Here is a 22,495-nt window from a genome sequence, read left to right as displayed (position 1 = left end):
AAATAACTGTAGAAGCTAATTAAGTTGTCTAAAAATTTCAAACCCGGAGTTTGTTGTGGAATTAAATTCAGAACGTAAGCTGATCACATTACTCACTTTACTATTAGTTACGCTTTTAGTTGCGGGTATTTTAGCGTGGGTGTCTAACTACCGAGGCTCTATACCGGATATTGAAATGAGCTTAACCCCGGTTGAGAAAGAGAAACTTAGTGAAATTGGTTCAGTGAAATTAAAAAGGGCTGGTTTTTTTGATCTTGATTGTAAAAGCTATACTGCTCATGAGTTTAGTTATTCTATTACATCAAGCAATAGCAGCAGATCAGATGACTATGCGAAGTGGTCATGCGGCCCAAGCCTGAGATATGTTGATTGCCCTGAAATAAAAGTAAGCATCCAAGGTGAGCAAGCTCTAATTGAATCGGGATTAACACAAAAAAGCGAATATGGTTTAGAGCAAGTGAAAATGTGTGCATCGCTTGCTATTAAAAATGCGCCAACAAAATTACGAGCCACGAATTCAAAGGTAACAAAATCTAATAGTGAAGCAGAAAACCTGCGTTCTTATCAATTAGATTGAGGTTAAGTCGGTTTTATCAAGACAATATAAAATCAGTAAGGTGATTGTATGAGTAATGTGAAATCAGAAGAATTAAAGCGATGTAAATATATAACGACCAGTCTTGTTACAGCAGCAGTCTTGACAGCGTTCTTAGTTTTCATTTTGTACGTTCATTCGCTCATTGTTGAGAACTTAGGCAGCATCGATGCTTTTTTCACACTCGACATCGAATTCCTAAATATATTTTTAGTGATTGTGTATTCAAACATCTTCGTGTTAACAAGCTCGTCAATAATATTAATAAGCGCTAGAAGCGAGCTCAATACTATAACCTGGTACATCGTACTCGCTATCAGCATCCTAACGTACATTATTTTAATGGCCATATATTGCAATAGCTATTGGAGTGTAAAAAACATTACAACCTTCCAAAGCAATCTAGCCACCTTTATTTGGTTACCTGTTTGGTGTTTTGTGATTTTAGTTTTTGCCATTTTGAGTGAAATTCATCGCGAATCTAAAAAATAGATCGTTAACAAAAAAGAATAAAAATAAGCTTGTACTGGCTTTGTGTAACGAGCGATTTCAATCGTTTAACAAAGAGATTTCATTACTAGCGCCGTCTAGTGCTTTATAAGTAATTTGGTTTTTTAAATATTGAGGTAGGTATGATTGCAGAAAAAATTAAGCAATATTGTGATGAAAGCCCATTTAGTAAATTTTCACTTAAGCTTATTGCTTTGCTAGAGGGTTCAAAGCCTAATTTAACAATCGACAATGTGATTTCGATACTAGATAACCGCCAAGAGTTTGAAAGCTTTGTTATCGGTTTAGAGCCATCTAAAAACAAAGCCGAGTTGGAGAAAGTGTTAGAGTATAGCGAAGATTTTTTATCCCAATTAGTTTCACAAGTTTTGACTTTGTTGATTAAGGCAAAAAATTAATATTGTCATAGAGTAGGCCATTTCCTTTTCGTAACCATCTGATATATAAGTTATAAAGTATTTATTAAGATGAGCTTTATTTATTCAAACTAAAAATACATATGCTATAAAAGTACAGTACCTAATTCATCAACTACACTTACCCTTTATAAACTAGTCAGAAAGGCGTATGAATGGTTAATCAATTAGCTTACGTGATAAGCGCACCTGTTTTGCTAGCCTTTAGTGTTCAGTTTTATAAATCAATCATATTCAATAAAAACCTTTCGGCTATTTGCTTCTTTTTTGCCATAGCTATTTCATGCGTGACTAAGGTAGGGTTATTCTTTTTATACAATAGTGGAGATGTATGGAACACACTTTTGTACTTCACATCTCTTAACTTTCTAGAAAAGTTTTTTATGCTGTTCGGCCTTTTCTACTTACTTAAATTGAAAGTTAGTTTCAAAATAACTTTTTGTGTTTTTTCTATAATTTACTCTTGGTTGTTAATTGGCTGGTGGCTCGGGATTTCCACTTGGAACTTCAGAGGGCTACTGGCAATGTTTAATGCTTCATTTTACATTTTCTTGGTAATCTTCTTAGTTAAGTTTAAACATCTTCTTCCACAGAAGATCATTAAACCAGCTATGTTTACTTTATCAATTTACACTGTGTTTTGGTTAAGCTTGTATCCAGTCATGGCAAAATTTCCCATATGGAAGACTGTTGCAATCTATTCAGAAACAACTTTATGCATATCGATGTATGCTATTTTCTTTGTTGCTTTTAATGACAAAGTTAAATGTGATAGTGCAGTTTGACTAGGGTTGGTTGGAAATTTCTTTAATCATTCCCTTCCAAAATTAATAAAACGAATTTTTCTTCTATTTCAATTTTTTTTCAGGCTTTATTGATTGGCTAAGTTGGTAAGTTAACTCTGAGTAATTCCAACAAGGTCTAATAATGAGTTATTTAAAGGCAGCGGCTTTAACTACTTTGAAGTTTTCATTTAGCGCTATTGCTATCACAACTATCAAAGGAACGATGAATGTCTACAAACCAGAATTTGTCATCGAGAACAAATCAGGCACACTTATTTCAAACGTAAGAAACTTCAAGCTTGAGGCTCGCCAAACTGTTATAGACGATTACTGTACTGTCACTACAGATAATAATTTAGCATTACAAGGGGGAACCTTAAGCGCTGGATATTGTTTATTTGAATGGAATAACACAGCCGGTTATTCAATTGATGGATTTAAAGTTGAAGGCGTTGCCTCCAATTCAGGTCCGAATAGTATTGGCTACTCAATTTATTATTATTCAGGGTCAGCAAAAGCTAAAAAGTTAGTTGATACAAAAAACTTTATTTTCAATTTTGCAGCTCCAGTTAAGCCCACTGTCCAAAGATACTCAGTTAAGCTTGGAAACTCATGGAAAAGCGTAGGTAGCCATACCAATTACAACCCCGCAAACAAGTTTTCTGCAGTTAGAGTTAATGTTGAAGCAAGGGATTACAGTCAGAAGGTATCTATACCATCGCTTGGTAGCTGTACAGTAGTAAGTGGCGCTACTTCATGCGATATTTCATTTTCAGAAATAAAGCTTGGTGATGCTATTTCAAATAAAGTGGGCTCTTTAAGCTATCAAGTGTCAGTTGATTCGAGTAATAGTTATTGGGGAGTTAGTAACACCAAACACGCTTTAACTGTTCCTTGGAATTACCAACCAACAAAAATTGACCTTTTTGAGGTTAATTCAATGCCTGCTAGTTATGCGACTACAAAGACAATAAACGTTAATAGCAAATCAATTCAAGTTTCGAATAACACAGCTAAACTCGTTTTAAATAAGCCTTCAAGCGAGATTGTTGGCGATTGGTGGGCCCCATCTGAGTTAAATGTAAAATTCAGCCGAAATAGTCAGCCAACCATTTCAAGTGGCATCACCTATAGCGGGAATGTTCTATATACAAAAGATGGCTCACTAGTTACAGCAAATAAGACTATTACGAGCACTAAGAGAGAAAGTGTAAATGGTGCATATGTTTACACGTTTGATATGACGCAAATTGAAGATGGTTATTATGGTGCTTCTGTGGCTTTCACAAATTCAAGTGGCATCCCTTCTAACCAAAATTTTAATGGGTTAAGAATTAACAAAGCTGCCCCAAAAATTGATATTTTCAAATCAGGTGTTAAGCAAAATAACAGCAGTAACTTTGCATACAATCAAGAGCTGGTAATTTCAACTTTCAATTCATTTACAGATGACGTTGACCTGATATCTATTCAAATTAATTCTTCTAACGTTGCTTTTAACAAGCCTAAAATTGGTGTGGCCACAATACCTGACACTGTTATTTTCAAAAATGGCTTAAATACAATAAAAGTTACGGTCAAGGATACTCTGGGACATTTATATTCCAGAACAATCACACTAAATAAAGTTCAAGATGAAATCGAGTTTAAGATTAACAATTTAGGTGGTCGATTAGTATCTCACGTAAAAGAGTCTAGTTTTGAAGCAGTCCAAACTAAGTTTTCAGGTTTCTGTGACATTGTGACTAATGAAGCGGTTGCAATTGGTACCAACAATAATGTATCTGGAAAGTGTTATTTTGAATGGGTTGGTATGGATGAGCTTGATAGAGATAACTTTTCTCTGAAAGGTCGATTGAGAATGAGCGGAGTTGTGCCTGTTGGGTATAAAGTGTATGCCTATTTTGGCGCGGAGAAAGAGAAAACACTAATCAAGTCTGGAACTACATCTTTTAACGTCGAGGCCCCAATTGCGCCTGAACTAACAAAATATTCTATTTATGTAGGGAATAAATGGATCGACAATAATAGCGATGTCAATCACGATCCAAACTCTCAGGTTAAAGCCATTTCAATCACTACTAAGCCAGTTAATTATTCACAACAGGTGATTGTCGATAATTTGGGGAGTTGTTTAATAAATGCTGGAAGTACATCCTGCACAATAAATATCACTCCTTATTTCCTTGGAAATAAAAATTACATTGGCTATGAGGGTGGCATTGTTTCTCACCAGTTTAAGGTAAATTCAATTAATAAGTACTTTACTGATAAAGAAATAAACTCACAGGCCACTGTAAGTTGGGAATATGCATACTCTCGGGTAGAGCAAGTAAAAGTTAATGCAAGGGCTAGTGGTTTGCCATTGAGCTTTGGCTTGTTAGGCGCTTCTATAGATGTTGAGAACGAAACAGCGAGAGTTGTATTTGATAAACCGTCTCCAGCTATATCAGGTACATGGTGGCTTCCTAAATCGATTGAACTTGAGTTTAAAGTTAGTGGTTCGCACGAAGTCCTTAAGGAACTTGAATTTGACGGTACTACTCTTTTTAAAAACGATAATATTACTGAAGGTGAAACTGTAATAGTAAAAAATCTAACCGGGCCTGAAGTTATTAATAACAAGTTTATTTATACAGCTGATGTGCAGAGTGTACCAGATGGACACTACGATATTACGGTTACTTCAAAGTACTTATATTCAAAATCAGATAAAAAAGAATTTAAAAACGCTGCATTCTTATCTCGTAAGCAGCCATCAATTTCTATTTTCAGAAACAGCCAAAGTATGGAGGAAGATGATGAGTTCTACTTTGATAGTGAACTGTTAGTAGCAGGGTTTAATGGCTACGTAAATGGTGTCACTATTGAGAGTGTACAATCAAACGGCGTGCCATTAAGTTTAAATTCTGTTGGTGACGGTATTGTCACTATTAATGGCTTAGCTCAGCAGTTATCACCAAAAGATAATGCAGAAATTAGTGTTGTAGTTAAAAACTCTTCAGGTGATAAATTTAATTATGATCTAAATGTTGTCTTTGCTCCTATGTCGTTTGATATAAAGCATCGTGAAAACGACTATCTACCGTTCAGACTAATTGAATTGGTTTATTTAGATTCTGAACAAGTGAGCGGCGAAGAGTGCCGGTTCTATAGTGAAAGAGACCTCGCGGTTAAATATGCGCGCAAAGGTGTTAAAAGTTGCATATTCAATTGGGTTAATTTACCAGAAGGCTTTGAAATATCATTGCGAGGTAGAACACCATCGGCTGTTGGTTATTTAGACAAAGCGCTTGTAGAAATTGAAAGCGATATCGAAATAATTAATGAGTTTGGTGAAACGCTGATCATACCTAATGAAAAGACACTGATTTCTTCTCAGGAACCAACAGGGATTTCAGTTGAAGCTAGCTCAAGGCGAGAACTTATAAACGGTTTTTATCCAGTTGAATACTCGGGTGGTGAAATTGTCAGAATGGGTACTGTATCGAGCCCTGGTTCATTAGATATGACATTCGACACCAAAGGGGTTAGCCAAACATTTCCGAAAAACCCTTCTACAAGAACAGGTGAAATATTTAGAACATCTGGTAGGTTCGATATGCCTTTTGAAGTTGAACGCAATCTATGGGAAGTATTCCCTATCGATTACAACGTTAAGTACCATAGAATGCCAGAAATAAATGCATCCCAAAGCATTAAAGCTTTAGTCGTTCCTGATAGCACACTTGGCGTTAATCTAGATTTTCAAGATGATCAGATCCTATCTACCGATGAAGTAACGGCTAAAATCAACCTTGGGAATTACAATCGAATCGATGGATGGGTTTATGACAAAAGCTCAATGGGTGAATGGGAAGTTTACATAGGTAAGTATGACAGAAGAAATATACCTGAACCATTAACAGAAACTGTCACAATAGATGCGAAAGGAGAAGCCTTCATAAAAATGCCAATGGAAGTTATTGGCGAAGAAAGTGGAATTTATGTTGCAGTAGCAAAAGCAAAAACACCTATACCTGATTATGAGTACTATATTCAGTCTGCTCGTGCATACTTTATTGTGTACAAAGGCACTAAAATTGAAGGGGAGCTAAAGGATGGCTTAATTAAGGGCCGGATACCATTGAGAGCTTCAGCAATTTACTCACCTGAAGACCGAGCAGATGTTGGATCACTTGGCCGAGTTGTGTGGGAAGTTTCAAGTAACGGTTCAGATTGGAGGGAGTCTACAGAACATAAAGATACTTTACGTTGGCGTAAGCGATATGAAAACGAAGAAATTGAATACTTGAGAGTTAAAGTTGAAAATAAGTTTACAGGCGAATGGTCAACTAGCGGTACTCTAAAAGTTGTTGCTTATGAAAAACCTGAACTATTAATTCAACAAACTAATGAAGTTCTATTTAATGAAGCTGCAAAGTTCGTTTTGTATGACGGAGATAACCTCGTTCAAAATGGGGATGGTGTTATCGAGTGGTCAACTGATAATCGTAAGTCTTGGTTCTCAGGTCCAGCAGAAATCTCATTCTATAAAGATGACTTTACAGGAAGAGATATCAATGCCCGAATGAAATATAACGGGATAGCAAGTGACAGTAGTTTGGGTGATGAAGCTTTTGTCGAAGCTAGGGCGCGATACTACTTCTTAAGAGCGCCACGATTCTATTTTGATTTAGATGTCCCTGATCTAGTCGAAGTCGGCTCTACACACCATATTAAAGGAAGCTCTTTCACAAGAACTGAGTCTATTAATGGTAGGACTCAAAACCAATGGGTGTTACCGGATGGGAAAGTAATAAATGATAGTGAATTTGACCTGACATTTAGTGAAAATCTTCTTGAAGGAAGAAACTTTATTCTGACCTACCAAGCTTGGGTAGAGGGGTCAAAGCAAGAGACAATCAACGAGACTAGAGTTCGTGTGAAAAGCTGGACATACGAGTTTCCTGAAATTGAACTAAACATGCCAGCTACAGTAAATTACATGCCTTCTAAACACATTGCATGGGTAGGTTTAGAGCGTCATTTTGCTCCTGGCGTCGAGTATACATATGAGCTACTAAAAACACCCGGAGTTAAAGTGTTAAATCAAGATGACGGCAAGTTTACTCTGCAGTTTTCCCAAGAAGGAATGAAAAACCTCACATTTAGGGTTACTAACAGCAGGGGACAAAGCAAAGAAGTAAGTCAAATTGTAGAAGTTTTACCTCCAACCCCATTAGAAATTGAGATCGTGCGTACATTCAGTAATGAATACCTGAGATATCCATTAGATGTATCACTTAGATCTCGTGTATGGCTTTCACATCCAGATGATAGAGTTTCAGTGTATAAATGGTACTTGGATGGCGAGCTTGTCATGGAAAGCAAGCGCTATAGAGAAAGTATTGGAGATTTATCAGTTGGTGATCATACTATCCGCGTTGATGTTGAAACTGAGTTTGGTCAGACAGGTTCGCAGTCATTTGAAGTGAGTGTGATACCAAATCAGAAACCAACCGGTAGTATTAATATGCATGAAATAGATCAAGTGTTTGAATTACATCTCAACTGTAATGACTCGGATGGTCGAATTGCTGCGACTACATGGCAGTTAAATGGTGAGTTACTAACGCATTCTCATAATATTATCCAATTCAGCAAGGATAAGCTAAAAGGTACAAATTATGTTGTAGGTAGATGTTATGACGATAGTTTCGAATACATAGCTATCACTCAGACAATTCATTAATGATATGTGAATATGGCAGCTATTTTGACTGCCATATTCATAAAAAATGAATAACTTTTGATTGGGCTCAAATGTTGCTGAAAGGTTGAAGATTATTGAAGAATACCTATTCCAATATCTCGAACAAACACAACACCTGTGGTTTTTGGTGTTTATTTATTATTCCATGTTGGAATTGGGTGTTGTTTGGATGTTATATGCCATTTGAGAAAGGTCATAAACCTGTTCGTAGACGGCCTGTTTCTGACGCGGTAAAGCGGCTTGAAGCAAGCAGAAAAGGCGCAGGGAAAATAGAAAGTAAAGCGCAGCTAAAGCACATACTTGCTAATGCTAATCGTGGTGAAACTGCTGAGAGAAATGTGGCATTAATTTGGTTTTTGTTCGGTTCACTAACGCGCATTGGTGAAACATGCCAGTTGCTAGTTAAAGACGTTTTTACCAAGTCGGGTGAACTCAAATCTATTTTTAGAATGAGAGCTGATTACACAAAAACAAATCAAAGTCGTGATTGTGCGTTGGTATTAAAACAGCAAAGGCAAGCAGTTTTACGATGGCGTGATAAGCGCATAGCAGATAAAGCCATGCTATCGGTAGACGGTAGTTACGGTGGTCTGAATGGAGATAGTCCATTGTTTTTAGCTAGAAGCGGTAAGCGCTGGGTTACGTTATCGTTTAACGTCAAAAAATATCAGACTCAAGATGGGCAAAAAGAAACGTTAGTTTGCAGCAGCATGGAGAACTACGTTAGAAACTTATTTAAGAGCTGCGGCTTTAAACAAGGCTCAAGCCACTCAGGGCGTAAAAGTACCGCCAGTCTACTATCTGATGCTGGTGTCGATTATGACGTTATACAAATGGCTATAGGCCATGTTAGTGATGATATGACTGACACATACATCATCCCTGATCCACAGCGATTAACTGATGCACTGAATAACCTGTATAAGTCAGTGCCGCCACTAGGAATAAAAGAATAAATAATCTTGGAAGGACATTAGCCAGTTGAAAAAATTTAAGTTTATAAACAATCAATCAAAAAAAGAGTTTCTAGCGTTACCCGACAAAATTCAAAAGCGCTTTGCAAATGATTTAAACGCTATTTGTCAAAACAAAGAGCCATTTAGCAAGTTTAAGCACTTAAAGGAAAGTGTAGGGATTGGTGCTGTTGAGTTAATAGAGAACGGCAGGCCAGCATATCGAACGATTTACGTTGCTAAGTTTGCAGATACAGTGTTCATCTTGCATTCGTTTACCAAGACGACTAACGGAGTCGATAAACAGGCGATGGACACTGCAAAGAAGCGGTACAAGCTAATGCAAAAAGAAATTAAACAATAATATATCAACACTTGTATATATATCACTATTGATATATAGTGCTTATAAGTTAATCAATAAGGTTTTTAAGATGACTCTTGAATACTCAAATATCTTTGATGCAATCACCGAAGATAAAGCAGAAGCCTCTGAATTACAGACGCGCTCAGATTTGATGATTGTCATTCGTGACATTATCAATGCCAAAAATTGGTCACAGGCCGACGCTGCTGCTCAATTAGGGCTAACGCAACCTCGCGTGAGCGATTTAGTTAATGGGCGAATTGAAAAGTTCAGCATTGATAAGCTAATGACTTGCTTGTATCGCATAGGTTTCCGTTTTAAGCCTGCGTTTGCTGATAATCAATTAACAATGGCTGTAGAAGCAGTTACAACTAACTAATGATTGGAATACGCATAAAGTAAGGTGCTAAAGCAAAGGCTGAACTTCAAGGTAATGCGGTGAGAGATACCGCTGGTTACCTCAAAAACTACTCTGCGGGTATAGAGTAACTAGCGAAAGAGATTTGACTTGACTATATAGATCTTTCGACTTTTGGGACACCGAAATTTAGAATTAGTTTCCACGACCTAGGAACCCTATACTTGATGGTATTGTTCAATTCTCTGAAATTGATGAGATATTAAAAACTTTAATTAAATAAGCACATTTAAGACAGAAAATGTATAAGTTAAAAAAAAGGTAGCCTCAACCAAAGGCTACCTTTTTTTATACTAGAGTTCTTTGGAGGAGACTTTAGTATGTCGTTAATGTACCACAAATATTCTCTTAACCCCCAAAAAAAAGTTCAATACGAAAGAAAATCACAGAATTACTCAAAAATCCCACTGTAGAATTTATTTACGTTCTCACAAAAACAGTTAGCTATGAATAGCATAAAGTTAAAAAGCACAATCATAGTCTGCCTTACACTACTAGGCTTATATGGGTTAGCGGAATTATTTTTTGCTCGCTTCACATTTTCTTTTCCTATATTTCAAGACCAATGTTTGTATGCTCACATGTTCATAGTCGACAAGCGTGATAAGGATATTAAAAGGGGAGATTTAGTTGCATTCAAATTTAACAAGGAAGATAAAAATTTTGATAAAGGGTTGAACTTCATAAAAATTGCAGCTGGTGTTCCTGGCGATGAAATCAAGTTCTCGCCAAATGAAATGTTTGTAAATCGAGTTGAATCCAAAATTGCTGGAATGACGCATGCCATTAATTTCTTACAGTTAAACCCAAAAGAGTATGAGCGACAAATTACCTTGAATGAAAATGAATTCTTTATGGTTGGTGAGACTATTTATAGCTATGACAGCAGGTTTTGGGGGCCAATAAATGAAGAGGACATTTTGGGGAAAGCATATGCAATTTTTTAAGTCGATAGTTTTGCTTTGTGCGTTCTCAGTTTCGGTAAGTGCCAATCAAAAAAACGAATATGATGTTTCTAGTTTTCAAGACGCTGCGAATAAGGCTGTCGAGAAAGCCAAAGAAAATGGGTGGTTAAAAGATATAGATAAGCCAACAATTCAAGAAAAAGATATAGCTTTAGCCAAGTCAATTGCAGATCAGGCTGTTGTTATTTCCAGTGAAATAATCAAGAGAGCGCTTCCACAACAAGAAAATAAAATTGATTTATTAGAAGGTACAGATGGCGCTATTTTCGTAAGTTTCTCAATGCCCAGAAGAGCACTTATTGATGCCTTCAAAGTGGCCAAAGAGCATAACTTAACAATTTTATTTAGAGGGCTAGAAAAAGGGGCTACACACATATCATCGACGATGAAGCTTATTCAGAAATTAAGTGCCATATCAAACGTAGAACCAAATGTAGGAATAAACCCACTAAGATTTAAAGAGTTTAATGTAACCGGTGTACCAACTATCGTCATAAGAAATAGTAATAAGCACCTTATTGCTCCGGGTACATTGAATGCGCAATATGCAAAAGAGCAATTTGACCAAAAACAAGGCGATTTCAAGTTAGAGCCATTAGGCCAATTATTCAATATTGACGAACCTGACATCATAGAGCAAATGAAAGCTGCAGCAGGCAAGATTGATTGGGCTGAGAAGCAACGTTTAGCAAAAGAAAGGTTCTGGAAGAAATATAAAACTTACCCTCTACCAACGTCAGAAGAATCTAAGCAATGGCTAATAGATACGACTGTTCGCGTAACTCAAGATATCAAAAATGGCCGTGGAGAAATATTGGCCCGAGCTGGCGACATAACCAACCCTTTAAAACAATACCCTATGCATCTAACCATTTTTGTAATTGATCCCTATGTGAAGTCACAGGTTGATTGGGTCAAGGAAGAATTAAAATCGATATCAGGACAGTTTCAGATTCATCTAACCTATATGGATAAAGGCAAAGGGTGGGATGACCTTAGTAAGTTTCGAAATGAGTTTGGGGCACCAGTTTTCATTTTGCCTATACAAGTTATTGAGAAATTCAAAGTGGAAGCTACACCAAGCAAAATCGAAACACAAAGCAATGGCTATTTACTGGTACGTCAATTCGATTGGAGTGAAAAATGAAATTAATTTTAGTTGGGTTAGGCGTTTTAGGTGGGATCTATTTAAGTTACGAGTACCCCACTGTAGCAAAGCAAGTCTGGGATACCGCTTGGCATTACTTTCTAATCGCATTTAATTGGTTAGAGTCAAAAGTGGTTCAATTGTAATGCGCTTTACATTGATTTTCCTTATTTTCTTAGCAGCTTTATTTTCAACGCAAACAAAAGCCGAAGGTAACGCATGCAATAACGCGAATGTATTTAGCAATATAATAAATGAAGTTTGTTGGTCGTGCTTCTTACCAGTGCGATTGATGGGAGTTGGTCCAAAACCAAACGGGGCTGCACCTGACCAATCGATTTGTGCTTGTAATGATGCTCTTGGAATCCCGGAGTTTGGCTATCAACTGGGGTTTTGGCAGCCGTCTAGATTAGTCGAACATGTGAGAGTTCCATGGTGTGCACCCGCATTAGGGGGAGTTAGGCTTCAGGATGATCTATTTTCATTGTCGACTGGAGTGGATGTTAAAAGTTCCGGTGGTGCAGACTTGGCAACGTACCAATACCATTACTATTCATACCCATTATTTGCGATGTTGGAAATTTTGTATTTGCCTAAATGTGGTGGTGAATATACAGATTTTGATTTGATGTACCTTAGCGAGATTGATCCAACTTGGAACAATGATTTGCTCTCAATTTTACTATCCCCAGAAGCATTTATATTTGCAAATCCAATTGCAAAAGCGTGGTGTACTGCGGATTGTGCCGCAATTACAGCAGGAGATGTTCAAGAATCTACATATGGTTGTGCTGGCTGCGACGGAAGTCTCTATCCATTTACTGGAAATGTTTATCATGGTGAGTCTGGGCCGCGTGTAACTTCTCTTTTGACACAACGTGTACTTGCGAGTTTGCACCGAAAGGGGTTGGCTAGAAAAACAATCGGAGAGGATGCAATGTGTAAACCCGAGTTTTGGCCAATGATCCCCAAATCCCAGTATAAGCTTTCGATGCTTCATCCCGTAGCAGAAGCTGATAGAAACTCCCCAAATGGTAAGTGCTGTCACCCATTGGGAGAGTCTGAACATAAATGGTCTACAGCGGCAGGTGGTAGAACCATCCCAGGTCTTGAAGACTACTTATATTTACTGTGGCGTTTTAATGACTGTTGCGTAATTAGCTCTGGTATCAATGCGCCTTCAGAATAGTGAGGAATTTAATGAAAAGCGAAGATTTTAGAAGTTTTTTGAATAAATATAGGCTAAGTAAACAGCAAGCAATGCACATATTTGGATTTAAGAAAACAACATACCACAAGTACACGAGCCCAAAATACGAAGAAGAGATGAGTAACAGTGTTTCAATTATTTGCGAGTGCCTTGATCACATGGGTAAAGGAAAAGCAAAGAGATACTTAGAACTAAAACTCTCAACACACCGAGATAAGTCAGTTAGAAAACTATTAACCTGACGTATAGTCTTGTTTACTCTTAGGGGGTGAACTATGTTTATAGTAGCTCATATTGCGTTCGTTACCTTTGCATATTTAGGGATTCATTTGGGAAAATTTGTTTTTAGCAAAAAATTACTAGGTAATTGAGCGATACCCCCTAGATTTATCTAATTTTAATATTAAATTAAGCTTCTATTTGTTTCGGTTTTTTTACTCCACCTATAAAAAGTTAATATTAAAAACATGGAGTTATTGAAACAACAGTGTGAAGTGAATCACTTATGGGCGCCACCTTAATGTCGAATAAGGGGGGCTCATAAAGTTTCGAAAAATTTTTAAGTATGGAAGTTTGACAATAATAAGCACAGCCTCTATCTTTAAAGTGTATTTCATAAATTATTAAGCCAGCAAATTCCTAATTGTTTATCAATACCCAAGCATACAAACTCACCTTCATCCCTAAGTTTGTATGCTTTTTTCTTTTGTATCCTAGTTTAGCCAGAATGACGCTGGATTTCCTTTTTGTGCTTCTATACTTTGCTGGTTTGGTATTCTATAACAGAGGTTTAGCTATTAGGTGACATTATGTTCTTGTCGAGCATTTTCTATTGCTAAAGACTCCCTATATTCAGCAGTTTCTGCTGTCAGTTTCCAATGAACATCAAGTAAATCCTGTTGCTCAACTACTTGTCTAACCTCTGCTATAGAGGTTTTGAAAAACTCTTTTCTGGGATTTACTTTGTTTACTTGCTCTCTCAAATCTTCTGTGAAGTTCTTTTTCTAGTGTAGGGGCATCCACACTATAGATCATGGTATGCATATCAAATGATAATGGAGCAAAGGCACCTCTGAGCCCTTTTACTCTATCAGGTGGCTTTAATTGAGCAAATTTTAATTAAAAATCTAATGAAAATTAGGATTTAGATGGAAATATAGATTTTAAAATATCTTCAAATCAATAGTCACGGCTCTATGTTTAATGAAGTGTTTTAAGAAAAAATTAACCGGATATACAATCATTGCAAGCATGGTTGGTCAAACCATTGCTGTATCAGTAATTGGGGTATGGGCTGGGTTACTATCGATTGCCACTCCATTTGAAACAGCTATTGCTGCACAGGAACGGTTTGACCAAGTTCAGCAAAAATACAAAACTGATGATCCAACAAATAACCGCTCCGATGATCAACGTTTAAATCAAACGTTATTAAAATACCCACATCAAACAGTCATAAATCCAAATCGAGAAAATGAGATAATTCAAAAATACTACCTAACCCCACAGACATCTAGAACAGTTGATTTGTCTGCTTATGGTAATTATGGAGACAATGCGCAGCAGCAGATTGAAGATAGCGTAAATGTTGCGAGAGACATGTCAAAGTCAGCTGTTGTTCCATCGACTAATGCTAGTGGAGGTTTAATTACAAATTATAGTAATGGAGGAGTTTCGCTTACAAAAGATGATAGTGGTAATTATGTTGGGACTATTGATGAATCAAAAGTTACTGAGCATGTTTCTAATCAAAACGAGTACACTAGCTCAGAGCTAAATCACTCTCAAACAACATTTGAGGCAGACAGTCACTATGGTAATGAGACAGAGTTTTATGCTTCAGGAACCACTAAAATAAACAGTTTGAAAACTGACACTGCTAGTGATGCAACTGTATACCAAACAATTCAATCAATTCAGAATGACAATAAACCCCCAGAAATAAACCCCAGAAGCAGTATTTTCAATTACGGATTTAATGAAGTGAATGATGCCCTTGACGGTACCGGATCATGGTTATCGTCATGTACAGACGAGTCAGTTGACATAACACGTGAATTTATATCAACACAATCAACAAATCATTTATGTATGCAACCACTTGCAAGCAATAGCTTATATTGCGAAGTTGAAAGAGCTACACCAGTTGCATATGACGTAATTGTGCAAATGGCGGGTAAGGGCAAGCAATTTTTAACAGTAGAATTTGATCTAAAGCAGCAAACGGCTAAGACAATAGCCCCAACTGATTCAATTGCAACAGAGCTGAAATTTGAAGGTCCAAGTTTTGAAGGCTTCTGCACAGTTAATAATACTAATATTAATAGGGTAAGCCTTGGTGTTTGGTCGGACACCACTATAGATGGAAGCATTGATGAAAGTACTTGGATTCGAGAGTTGCAAGCGCCAACATGTGCAAATGGTTTAAAAGGTATTGTCCAAGTTGAAGATAAAACTGATGATGGTGGTGACACAAAATGGATTTTGAACGCTCAAGTAAGATACAGGTTTACTGGTGAAGTAGGGGAAAACAAGCAATATCCAGCCGGTTGCTATGATGCGATTGAAAGTGAGCTAAAGGAAAGCAATGGCTTAGCAGGGTTTAGTGACACCACCAGTGGTGATACTGAGAGCCGGTTCGAAGGTTTTTGTAAATTTGATAGCTATACAAATATCGAAGTTGGTAGCGTTGGATTACCCCCAGAAATATTAGAAACAGTCCCTCCTTTTTATAATGGTGATACAGGAAATAAAACTTGGAGAGTTAACCTTGATGGATACAACTGTGATCCTACTAAAGGTGAAGATTACTGTATTGTAACTCGGAGAGCCACTGAGGAAGAAAAAGCTGCAGGAATAGAGGATGAATTCCAATGTTATTCTTGGGATGAGATAGAATCTCAACCAAACCACTGCGCTACCTACCAAACTGATACGCAATGCCAAGAAATTGAAAGAACATGTGCAGAAGGATGGCTTTGGGAGCGAGATGACGCCGATGATATTTGCTTCGCTTACACTATTGAGTATCAATGTGATGAAGAAATTGTTTCGACTGTAACAAGCTCCGTAACACAGAATACCTGTGCGGCTACATTGCCTTGTGTTGGAGGGAATTGTGAAACATCAAATAGTGAAGTTAATGATCAATTCGCAGATGTTCTTGCTATGGCAACAGTAATACAGCATATGGAAGATGGGATGAACTGTGAAGATCCTACAGACCCATCAACGTGCACTATTTTTGAAGGTGAAGGAAAGTTTTGCTCTTGGGAACCAAGTGGTTTAGGTAATGACTGTTGTGAGGCTCCTGATGGTGTTGATATTTATGAATATGCACAAGCTGCTTATGGCATGCTACAAGCAGATGCATTTGTAGCTGGACTAGATGGAACCAGCAATGCTGTAGTCGGCGGCTATCAGAGTCTGAGAGAACCTATTGCTAATGCAGCTACAACTGCTGGTGAAGCTGTTTCAAGCGCTTGGTCTTCAGTGTCTACAGTATTTACTGATGCGGCAAGTACTGCGGCAGGTAATGCAGCAGGGGAGGTGGTTGATGCATCTGGGGCCGCAATGGATATTTTATCGGATCAAGCTATTGAAGAACTACAGCAGATGGTTATGAACTACATTTATGATTCGATTCCAGAGGAGTTAGCACAGGCATTAATGAAAAAAACCGTTGAGGATGGAGTATCTACAGTGGCGCTATCAGAAGGAGCAAGTCAAGCTGTAGCGGTAATTGGCTATGTATATGCTGCATACATGGTGTATCAATATATTAAACTAGCCTTAAATTTGCTCACTGCTTGCCACGAGTATGAAATGGATATGGGAGTTAGGCTGGCTACGAAACAATGCATTCCCGTGGGTAAGAAATACTGTGCTGAAGATGCTTTAGGTGTCTGTTATCTACGTCGTCAAGATTATTGTTGTTATGACTCTATCCTATCTCGAATAATAATGGAACAAGCATCCCCAATGCTTGGCCATGACTTAGAAGAATATACAACTGAAAAAGTTGATGGTTCAAAATTAAGGAATTGTCCGGGGTTAACCCCTGAACAACTGTCTAACCTGGACTGGAATAAAATTGATTTAAGCGAATGGATTAACATAATGATCGAGTCTGGTATTGCTGATTTTGATCAAGACCTTGATAAGCTGACTGGTTCTGGTCGAATGCTTAATAATGAAGGTCGAGAAAACGCTGTTGATAGAACAACACAAAGAGCTGTTGACGCTGAACTGGCTGAGAGGGCTATCGAAACAAGAAGTATTATAAATGCAGATGATATTGATTGTTCATATGTGCCGAGACCATTGGCATGCTACTTCCGTAATGATTAGTGATTATAAAGTTGCGCAATATAAATAATAAAGTACGATAGAGCTATTTTCGGGACAAAAGAGAAAATCTATGAAAAATATAACTAAAATAGCTTTAGCTTCAGTCATGGCATTAACTTTATCAGCTTGTTCATCAACAAAAGAGCCAATCGTGTTTAATAACTTTCAAGCAAATGAGAATGACTCATTTGCAAAAACAACAATGCGCTTAGCTGGCAGCAATAAGTTTATGGATAGTGCTGACGGAAAGTCAGGGACTCGCAAAGTACCTGGTTCGAGTGTAATGGCTTTTGGTCAGTTGTTAATGTTAGATTTTACTGGAGCAGCCAGTACAGCTATTAATGATAGTATCATTGAAAACGAGCCTTTAGCTAAGAGCGCCCAATTTATTGTTAAAGTTGAAAATGTAGACCAATCAGTACTTGCAAACCCTGAAGGTATTATTGCTAGAGCTTCGAAAAAGCTTGATGATATTGCTGCCAAGAAAGGGCTTGAAATAGAGTCAGAAAGGACTACAAATACTCAGCGAATCATCAACTATAAAAACAAAAATCAATGTGAAAATTTGCTTCTTGTTCTGAGTACCTGCGGACAATACCTTGGGCTTGGAAGAGTTTCTTCATATGATCAAGAAAGTAAGTCTGCATATGTAACTTTTGAGGCAAGTGGAAAGTTTGTTTCGTTGCATTTAATGAGCGGTTACATGGGGGATGATGTTTACTTGTATCACCCAAGAAAATTAAGTTCAGGTAATTGGGATTATAGTAGGAGTGTGTACGCTGGTTCTCATATAGTCATTCACAAAGGGAAAATACATAAATTTATTACTGGGCAAAATTTTGATGATGGTGTGGATATTAGCGAACTGCGATACGTATTTTTTGAGGAATGGGAAAAAGAAAATAAGAGCGAATACAACGAAAAGTATTACAAAAACCCTAAAGACAAAGGTAAATACTTATACGATTACCATTTAAAAGACATGAGCTTCACTGAATTACCGCTTGATACTAAGTTATAAATTTACTTGCATTTGAGCATAGTAGGCTTACTATTACATCACTGTCCCATGCTCCACGTTTGGCATTACGACCACTGGACTTGGGCGAAATTGCCGGCCTCTTCAGGCCGGTTTTTTCAATTATGGACAATAGAAAAGTACAAAGTGAATACTCGCGTATACATAGACGGATATAACTTTTACTACGGCTGTTTAAAATGTACAAATTTTAAATGGCTATAGGAAATGTTAGCGATGATGTGACCGATACGTACATTATACCTGATCCACAACAATTAACTGATGCATTGAATGATTTGTATAAGACAGTGCCAGCCCTCGGTTTAAAAGAGTAAGTGATAGGTAAAGAATTTGAAAGGGTAATTGCTACGACCAAGCTAGCCCATATAGGTTTTTTAAGATACAAAAAAACCCGCATAAAGCAGGTTTTTTTGTTTTCTTCGTATGTCTACAGGGGGAGGCATAAAGCCAGCATATCCCGTAGCTAGTAAGTGAATTGTAAAAGGAGTTGACGATGCCGTCAAGTAATATCAAAAGGTCATTATCTGACTCAAGGTTGAGTACATATGAACAAATTGTTTTTAATGGTACAGCGTTGAGTACAGAGCAAGCATTAAAGCTCTATGCATGGAATGCACAAGTGTCTGCGGCGTTTTTTGCGCCACTTCACCTTTGTGAGGTGGTTTTTAGAAACGCTGTATCTGAAGCCTTGGAGAGAAAATATGGGTTAAATTGGCCTTGGAATACTACATTTGAGCGTAGTTTACCAAACCCTGATAGAGGCTATAGCCCAAGACGTGATCTAATAAATGCCAGAAATGGACAGAACACAACAGGAAAAGTTATTCCCGAATTAAAGTTTGTATTTTGGGAGAAACTGCTTACGAGAAGGTTTGATGATCGTTTATGGACTCCATTCTTGCATACAGTATTTCCTAATCATGAAGTAACTTTATCAGTGCCGGAAATGCGAAATAAATTGAGGGTTCTTCTTGAGAATGTCAGGGGATTAAGAAATAGAATTGCACATCACGAGCCTATAATTGCGCGAGATCTAGAATTAGATTTCAAGAATATTGATTTACTAATTAACTATCGCTGCTCAGATACTGCACATTGGACATACAAAAACCAGCTAGTGACTCCTTTGATGGAATTAAAACCTTTCTAATATTGGTCATAAATAATGCATAGCAAAACTAAAACAAGGTTATATAGAAGGGCCTATGTTACATGGCTCATAAGCACTGGCGTTAACACTGTGCCTGCAATTATGGGAGCTACGGGAATGCCAAGACGAACAGATCAAGATACATTATCGGTAACTCCAGAGCTGTCTATAGTGCTTGAAAACAAAAACGGTTCATACTCGGCTGTTGACTGGGGTGGACTAACACTCATAGTAAAATCACTTGTGAAAAGAACAGGTGTAAGAACTGATAACTTTCATCCTTGGGGTGATTTATAATTTATGCACTTTAGCTTCATTTGTATAATGACTTTAATGAGCTATTTTTGTTATCCCAGTAATATAGAAGAAATGGAATAGCACCTTCTTTAATCTCTTCTGCTGAATAGAACTTCTTTGTATTGAAAGCTTTAACTGTTGAGGAAAGAATGAACGCCAAATAGATTAATACCATTCCGCTTAAATATCTGATCTAATATAGGCTATATAAAATCACTGGTTATTAACATTGAACCCAAACATATCTGAACAACTTTTAGCGCTTTCTCGTAAAGAACCAAACGCACGAAAACGCATGCGATTGCTTGCAGTGTCTTTATTTTATGAGGGTAATAGCCGAACCGATATTGCAAAACGTCTAAACACAGCAAGAAGTAGTGTGAATAAATGGGTTTCTAGTTACCTAGAGAATGGGCTGGGTGGTTTAGACAATAAGCCTATTCAAGGACGTCCATCAAGGCTGCAACCGCAGCAACTTGAACAACTGTCTGAATTTATAAAGCGCACGAACACAGAGCTTCAAGGTGGGCGCCTTACCGGTGAAGACATTGTGCATTACATTCACACTGAATTTGGTGTTCATTACCACTTAAATCATGTCTATAAAATTCTAAAGCAACTTGGCTTTAGTTGGATCACAAGCCGCTCTAAACACCCGAAGCAATCATTACAGAGCCAAGATGCTTTTAAAAAACTTCCAACTGGAAACGATCCTTCACACACCAGGACATCTTCCTCTTGACCGTATCGACGTATGGTTTCAGGACGAAGCACGATTTGGCCAGCAAAATCCGACTACGCGCATTTGGGCTGAAACAGGCACTCGGCCACGGATTGTAAAACAACAGCAATTTGACTATGGATACTTATTTGGCGCGGTATGTCCAGCCACAGGCCAAACAGAAGCGTTAGTTAGCCCATTCGTAAATAAAGAAGCAATGACGCAGCATATGCGCCAGATATCACACGCGACACCTGCTGGAAGGCATGCTGTCGTGATAATAGATGGCGCAGGCTGGCATACATACGATACAGCTTCAGAATTTAAAAACCTAACCCTGATAAAGCTTCCACCTTATTCACCTGAACTAAATCCAATAGAGCAAGTATGGAGCTGGATACGACAACATTGTTTATCCAATAGAGTGTTTTCGGGCTATGACGAAATTGTCGATGAAGTTTCAAAGGCATGGAATCACTTTATTTCGATACCGGATCGAGTGAAGAAAATGTGCAATCGGGAATGGATTAAATTGATTTAATCTTTATGCGGAATGGTATAAAACAAGAATTGAGGTAACTATTGTTAATGATGTTGAAATTTGCATCAATGCAAAGGTAATAAACAATAAAACCATTAGATGGGATAAACTTCTAATTTTATTAATTTTAATTTTGGTCATACATAAAAATCCTTTTTCAGTTCCTTCCTAAATTGTACCTATTAATATTCTATTCCTTGTGAGTCTATCTAGTCAATTTGCAGTATCTATATGAATTGCATTTTTCACATTATATTGTGAATTTTTGGCTCTTTGACTGGCTTCTAGGTTTTTTCACAAAATATTGTGAATTTGTTGCCCTATTGATTATATCCCTCTATTATTCACAATTATCTGTGAATTTTGGAGCTAAAAATGGAAGTATCAGTAAGTTCAGCAAAGCAATTAGGTAAATTAATATCTGCTGTTAGAAAAAGCCAAAGATTAGACCAAAAAACAATTGGAGAGTTTTCGGGCAATAGTATCAATACGGTAGGTGACTTTGAAAAGGGAAGTGGCTCATTGTCCGTAAGCAGGTTATTTGATTTGATGGAGTCACTTGGTATTGAAATGAAAATAGACTTCGCGCTGCCTCCATCTGATACTTCAGCGCAAAAGAAACTAATCAAACGCATTAATGAGATAGTTGATCATGAATAGATCGCTCACAGTATTTGTAAGTACAAAAAAATGGGTGAGTTAAAAGATGTGAATGGCTTTTGGGCTTTTGAATATGCACAAGAGTGGATTAACTCAGATGAAAACTTCTCATTGTCACCGGATATACCAATTCAAAATGAAATGACTTTAGATACAGATACTAAACGTCCTGTTCAGAGCTTTTTTGATAATCTTTTACCCGAAGAAAACGCGCGCAAATTATTAGCAAAAGATGCGCAAGTTGACCACTCCGATTCATTTGCATTACTAGAAGTGTCAGGTATTGAGCCCGCTGGAGCCTTAATAATGTTGCCTGAGGGTAGTGTCATGCCTGAACCAAGTGCTGAGCCTTTAGAATTATCTGCTCTTTCAGAGAGGATAAAAGCCCTACCTAAAGCACCATTGAATAAGAGACAAGGTAGTAGGATGTCACTCGCTGGAGCACAGCGTGAACTACCCAGCGACATCGATTCACTCTGATCACAGGGCTTCTACAGTCTAGCTTAACAGCTAGGCAGCTTCTTTTTTCTCAGATCCAAAATCCAACTTCGATAATTCGAAGACTTTCGTTTTAACAGATTGTTTCTGCTGAGATGCGGGTGTTACCCTTGCG

The 22,495-nt window shown here is 37.5% G+C and carries 19 protein-coding genes; 18 read left to right on the top strand and 1 reads right to left on the bottom strand.

Going from position 1 to position 22,495, the window contains the following annotated elements; all coding sequences use genetic code 11:
* The first annotated feature begins 55 nt into the window (after window positions 1–55).
* The 10 genes from HUS61_RS19795 to HUS61_RS19750 all read left to right on the top strand — a co-directional run bounded on the left by HUS61_RS19795 (window position 56) and on the right by HUS61_RS19750 (window position 13,100).
* Window positions 56–577, top strand: coding sequence for a hypothetical protein (locus tag HUS61_RS19795; protein WP_118845539.1), 522 nt, complete (start codon window positions 56–58; stop codon window positions 575–577).
* Between the two features lie 650 nt (window positions 578–1,227).
* Window positions 1,228–1,503: a hypothetical protein gene (locus HUS61_RS19790; RefSeq protein WP_118845543.1), complete on the top strand. Its 276-nt coding sequence runs from the start codon at window positions 1,228–1,230 to the stop codon at window positions 1,501–1,503.
* Between the two features lie 945 nt (window positions 1,504–2,448).
* Window positions 2,449–8,040, top strand: coding sequence for a hypothetical protein (locus HUS61_RS19785; protein WP_175083504.1), 5,592 nt, complete (start codon window positions 2,449–2,451; stop codon window positions 8,038–8,040).
* 197 nt (window positions 8,041–8,237) lie between these two features.
* Complete coding sequence (locus HUS61_RS19780; RefSeq protein WP_118845549.1) at window positions 8,238–9,017, top strand: tyrosine-type recombinase/integrase; 780 nt, start codon at window positions 8,238–8,240, stop codon at window positions 9,015–9,017.
* Window positions 9,018–9,042: 25 nt separating this feature from the next.
* Window positions 9,043–9,378 (top strand): type II toxin-antitoxin system RelE/ParE family toxin, encoded by a 336-nt coding sequence (locus HUS61_RS19775; RefSeq protein WP_118845552.1) that lies wholly within the window; start codon window positions 9,043–9,045, stop codon window positions 9,376–9,378.
* A 70-nt stretch (window positions 9,379–9,448) separates the two neighbouring features.
* Complete coding sequence (locus HUS61_RS19770; protein WP_063528106.1) at window positions 9,449–9,760, top strand: helix-turn-helix domain-containing protein; 312 nt, start codon at window positions 9,449–9,451, stop codon at window positions 9,758–9,760.
* A gap of 485 nt (window positions 9,761–10,245) precedes the next feature.
* Window positions 10,246–10,746, top strand: coding sequence for a signal peptidase I (gene lepB / locus HUS61_RS19765; protein ID WP_118845554.1), 501 nt, complete (start codon window positions 10,246–10,248; stop codon window positions 10,744–10,746).
* Entirely contained in the window at window positions 10,733–11,911 is a 1,179-nt protein-coding gene (locus HUS61_RS19760) for a TrbC family F-type conjugative pilus assembly protein (RefSeq protein ID WP_175083505.1), read from the top strand. The genes lepB and HUS61_RS19760 overlap by 14 nt, the downstream gene beginning before the upstream one ends.
* Window positions 11,908–12,057 carry a hypothetical protein gene (locus tag HUS61_RS19755; protein WP_162898090.1) on the top strand — a complete coding sequence of 50 codons (150 nt, stop codon included), beginning with the start codon at window positions 11,908–11,910 and terminating at the stop codon, window positions 12,055–12,057. The genes HUS61_RS19760 and HUS61_RS19755 overlap by 4 nt, the downstream gene beginning before the upstream one ends.
* Window positions 12,057–13,100 carry a TraU family protein gene (locus HUS61_RS19750; protein WP_175083506.1) on the top strand — a complete coding sequence of 348 codons (1,044 nt, stop codon included), beginning with the start codon at window positions 12,057–12,059 and terminating at the stop codon, window positions 13,098–13,100. The genes HUS61_RS19755 and HUS61_RS19750 overlap by 1 nt, the downstream gene beginning before the upstream one ends.
* 818 nt (window positions 13,101–13,918) lie before the next feature.
* On the opposite strand, the gene HUS61_RS19745 is transcribed toward HUS61_RS19750, so the two are convergent.
* The gene (locus tag HUS61_RS19745) at window positions 13,919–14,104 is read right to left on the bottom strand and encodes a hypothetical protein (protein ID WP_063530423.1); all 186 of its coding nucleotides are present in this window, start codon (window positions 14,102–14,104) and stop codon (window positions 13,919–13,921) included.
* Between the two features lie 220 nt (window positions 14,105–14,324).
* Here HUS61_RS19745 and traN point away from each other — a divergent pair, with 220 nt between their 5' ends.
* The 8 genes from traN (at window position 14,325) to HUS61_RS19710 (ending at window position 22,362) form a co-directional block, all read left to right on the top strand.
* Window positions 14,325–17,471: a conjugal transfer protein TraN gene (traN, locus tag HUS61_RS19740; RefSeq protein WP_118845564.1), complete on the top strand. Its 3,147-nt coding sequence runs from the start codon at window positions 14,325–14,327 to the stop codon at window positions 17,469–17,471.
* A gap of 70 nt (window positions 17,472–17,541) precedes the next feature.
* Entirely contained in the window at window positions 17,542–18,492 is a 951-nt protein-coding gene (locus tag HUS61_RS19735) for a hypothetical protein (protein ID WP_175083507.1), read from the top strand.
* A 212-nt stretch (window positions 18,493–18,704) separates the two neighbouring features.
* Window positions 18,705–18,827 carry a hypothetical protein gene (locus HUS61_RS21715; RefSeq protein ID WP_258536053.1) on the top strand — a complete coding sequence of 41 codons (123 nt, stop codon included), beginning with the start codon at window positions 18,705–18,707 and terminating at the stop codon, window positions 18,825–18,827.
* 179 nt (window positions 18,828–19,006) lie between these two features.
* Window positions 19,007–19,663, top strand: coding sequence for a hypothetical protein (locus HUS61_RS19730; RefSeq protein WP_220094667.1), 657 nt, complete (start codon window positions 19,007–19,009; stop codon window positions 19,661–19,663).
* A gap of 15 nt (window positions 19,664–19,678) precedes the next feature.
* On the top strand, window positions 19,679–19,960 hold the full coding sequence (locus tag HUS61_RS19725; RefSeq protein WP_175083508.1) for a helix-turn-helix domain-containing protein: 282 nt from the start codon (window positions 19,679–19,681) through the stop codon (window positions 19,958–19,960).
* A 295-nt stretch (window positions 19,961–20,255) separates the two neighbouring features.
* Window positions 20,256–21,222 (top strand): IS630 family transposase gene (locus HUS61_RS19720; protein ID WP_371319679.1). Its coding sequence is split into 2 segments (ribosomal slippage): window positions 20,256–20,654 and window positions 20,656–21,222, totalling 966 coding nucleotides; the frame shifts between segments, so codons are not numbered across the junction.
* 375 nt (window positions 21,223–21,597) lie between these two features.
* Complete coding sequence (locus HUS61_RS19715; RefSeq protein WP_175083510.1) at window positions 21,598–21,882, top strand: helix-turn-helix domain-containing protein; 285 nt, start codon at window positions 21,598–21,600, stop codon at window positions 21,880–21,882.
* 30 nt (window positions 21,883–21,912) lie between these two features.
* Window positions 21,913–22,362, top strand: coding sequence for a HipA N-terminal domain-containing protein (locus HUS61_RS19710; protein WP_258536055.1), 450 nt, complete (start codon window positions 21,913–21,915; stop codon window positions 22,360–22,362).
* Window positions 22,363–22,495: the final 133 nt, after the last annotated feature.

This window comes from Pseudoalteromonas sp. 0802 (assembly GCF_013350085.1).
Lineage (GTDB): Bacteria > Pseudomonadota > Gammaproteobacteria > Enterobacterales > Alteromonadaceae > Pseudoalteromonas.
This window is presented reverse-complemented; position numbering and strand designations above follow the sequence as displayed.

Excerpts from the sequence above, each read along its gene's own strand:
- HUS61_RS19790 (WP_118845543.1), top strand. The coding sequence starts at position 1,228 with ATGATTGCAGAAAAAATTAAGCAATATTGTGATGAAAGCCCATTTAGT.
- HUS61_RS19785 (WP_175083504.1), top strand. The coding sequence starts at position 2,449 with ATGAGTTATTTAAAGGCAGCGGCTTTAACTACTTTGAAGTTTTCATTT.
- HUS61_RS19780 (WP_118845549.1), top strand. The coding sequence starts at position 8,238 with ATGCCATTTGAGAAAGGTCATAAACCTGTTCGTAGACGGCCTGTTTCT.
- HUS61_RS19770 (WP_063528106.1), top strand. The coding sequence starts at position 9,449 with ATGACTCTTGAATACTCAAATATCTTTGATGCAATCACCGAAGATAAA.
- lepB (WP_118845554.1), top strand. The coding sequence starts at position 10,246 with ATGAATAGCATAAAGTTAAAAAGCACAATCATAGTCTGCCTTACACTA.
- HUS61_RS19760 (WP_175083505.1), top strand. The coding sequence starts at position 10,733 with ATGCAATTTTTTAAGTCGATAGTTTTGCTTTGTGCGTTCTCAGTTTCG.
- HUS61_RS19755 (WP_162898090.1), top strand. The coding sequence starts at position 11,908 with ATGAAATTAATTTTAGTTGGGTTAGGCGTTTTAGGTGGGATCTATTTA.
- HUS61_RS19750 (WP_175083506.1), top strand. The coding sequence starts at position 12,057 with ATGCGCTTTACATTGATTTTCCTTATTTTCTTAGCAGCTTTATTTTCA.
- traN (WP_118845564.1), top strand. The coding sequence starts at position 14,325 with ATGAAGTGTTTTAAGAAAAAATTAACCGGATATACAATCATTGCAAGC.
- HUS61_RS19735 (WP_175083507.1), top strand. The coding sequence starts at position 17,542 with ATGAAAAATATAACTAAAATAGCTTTAGCTTCAGTCATGGCATTAACT.
- HUS61_RS21715 (WP_258536053.1), top strand. The coding sequence starts at position 18,705 with ATGGCTATAGGAAATGTTAGCGATGATGTGACCGATACGTACATTATA.
- HUS61_RS19730 (WP_220094667.1), top strand. The coding sequence starts at position 19,007 with ATGCCGTCAAGTAATATCAAAAGGTCATTATCTGACTCAAGGTTGAGT.
- HUS61_RS19725 (WP_175083508.1), top strand. The coding sequence starts at position 19,679 with ATGCATAGCAAAACTAAAACAAGGTTATATAGAAGGGCCTATGTTACA.
- HUS61_RS19715 (WP_175083510.1), top strand. The coding sequence starts at position 21,598 with ATGGAAGTATCAGTAAGTTCAGCAAAGCAATTAGGTAAATTAATATCT.
- HUS61_RS19710 (WP_258536055.1), top strand. The coding sequence starts at position 21,913 with ATGGGTGAGTTAAAAGATGTGAATGGCTTTTGGGCTTTTGAATATGCA.